This window comes from Pantoea sp. Nvir (assembly GCF_009829915.1).
In the GTDB taxonomy this organism is placed as follows: domain Bacteria; phylum Pseudomonadota; class Gammaproteobacteria; order Enterobacterales; family Enterobacteriaceae; genus Pantoea.
Genome location: NZ_SZZW01000010.1, coordinates 2,501 through 3,681, shown reverse-complemented (window position 1 = coordinate 3,681; position 1,181 = coordinate 2,501). Strand labels below are relative to the sequence as shown.

Sequence of the window (1,181 nt, the reverse complement as noted above, 5' to 3'; positions counted from 1 at the left end):
TATAAAGGAGGGTGGCGGTGCGGACGGGACTCGAACCCGCGACCCCCGGCGTGACAGGCCGGTATTCTAACCGACTGAACTACCGCACCACCGAACACGATATCGCGTAAGATTATGACTAATAACGCAATACGTACATAATATGGATACCTGGCAGTTTCCTACTCTCGCATGGGGAAACCCCACACTACCATCGGCGCTACGGCGTTTCACTTCTGAGTTCAGTATGGGGTCAGGTGGGACCACCGCGCTAAGGCCGCCAAGCAAATTTATTTTTTCCATATCACCAGAGAGTTGGTGACATGGATGATGTGATAAAAGAAACAAGCTAAAAAACCATATCTCTACAAAACGCCTCTGGTGTTGTAAGGTTAAGCCTCACGGGTCATTAGTACCGGTTAGCTCAACGCATCACTGCGCTTACACATCCGGCCTATCAACGTCGTCGTCTTCAACGTCCCTTTAGGACCCTCAAGGGGTCAGGGAGAACTCATCTTGAGGCAAGTTTCGTGCTTATATGCTTTCAGCACTTATCTTTTCCACACTTAGCTACCGGGCAATGCCATTGGCATGACAACCCGAAAACCAGCGGTGTGTCCACTCCGGTCCTCTCGTACTAGGAGCAGCCCCCCTCAATTCTCCAACGCCCACGGCAGATAGGGACCGAACTGTCTCACGACGTTCTAAACCCAGCTCGCGTACCACTTTAAATGGCGAACAGCCATACCCTTGGGACCTACTTCAGCCCCAGGATGTGATGAGCCGACATCGAGGTGCCAAACACCGCCGTCGATATGAACTCTTGGGCGGTATCAGCCTGTTATCCCCGGAGTACCTTTTATCCGTTGAGCGATGGCCCTTCCATTCAGAACCACCGGATCACTATGACCTGCTTTCGCACCTGCTCGAGCCGTCACTCTCGCAGTCAAGTTGGCTTATGCCATTACACTAACCTCCTGATGTCCGACCAGGATTAGCCAACCTTTGTGCTCCTCCGTTACGCTTTGGGAGGAGACCGCCCCAGTCAAACTACCCACCAGACACTGTCCACAGTCCGGCTAACGGACCTATGTTAGAACACCAAACTCTAAAGGGTGGTATTTCAAGGATGGCTCCCCGTGGACTAGCGTCCACGCTTCACAGCCTCCCACCTATCCTACACATTAAGGTTCAATATTCAG

Annotated in this window: 1 tRNA gene and 2 rRNA genes (1 of these 3 cut by a window edge); all 3 read right to left on the bottom strand. The window is 52.2% G+C overall.

From position 1 onward, the window contains the following. Nucleotides 1-12 precede the first annotated feature (12 nt). Nucleotides 13-89, bottom strand: a tRNA-Asp gene (locus FD729_RS05240). A 59-nt stretch (nucleotides 90-148) separates the two neighbouring features. Next, nucleotides 149-264 (bottom strand): 5S ribosomal RNA (gene rrf / locus FD729_RS05235). Nucleotides 265-367: 103 nt separating this feature from the next. Beyond that, a 23S ribosomal RNA gene (locus FD729_RS05230) occupies nucleotides 368-1,181 on the bottom strand (it continues 2,099 nt past the right edge of the window).